This window comes from Photorhabdus viridis, assembly GCF_040256935.1.
GTDB lineage: Bacteria > Pseudomonadota > Gammaproteobacteria > Enterobacterales > Enterobacteriaceae > Photorhabdus > Photorhabdus viridis.
Genome location: NZ_JBEJZY010000286.1, coordinates 1 through 425, shown reverse-complemented (window position 1 = coordinate 425; position 425 = coordinate 1). Strand labels below are relative to the sequence as shown.

At 34.8% G+C, this 425-nt stretch carries 1 protein-coding gene; it reads left to right on the top strand.

The genetic code is table 11. From position 1 onward, the window contains the following. The coding region (locus ABR397_RS23390; protein WP_350307788.1) for a hemagglutinin repeat-containing protein at nucleotides 1-425 on the top strand (425 nt) is incomplete at both ends.

The following is a 425-nucleotide window of genomic DNA, read 5'->3' as shown; positions in this document are numbered from 1 at the left end:
GAAATCACCCTCAAAGATAAAATCAACGCGGCTAATGATTTAAACATCATTTCTGAAAACGATATTACCCTTAAAAATTCAATACTTTCGACAGCCAATAATTTATCTATGACTGCTGTCAATAATATCAATATCTGGCAAAGTGATATAAAAGGAAAGGATATCACCGCTATTAGCCGTCATGGAGATATTCTATTTCATAATGGTGATCAATTCGGTTATCTTTGGCGCCAACACAGTACCAACGATCACCCTGTATCCAATAAACTGGATGCTGTTAATAATTTAACTATCAACTCGGGTAAAAATCTCCTGTTACAAAACGTCTATTTACAACCGGGTAAAAATATCGCTCTGATAGCAAATAATAATGTGACCGTAGAAAACCATGCGGACACCTATAATTTTGCAAAATCAAAGACAGA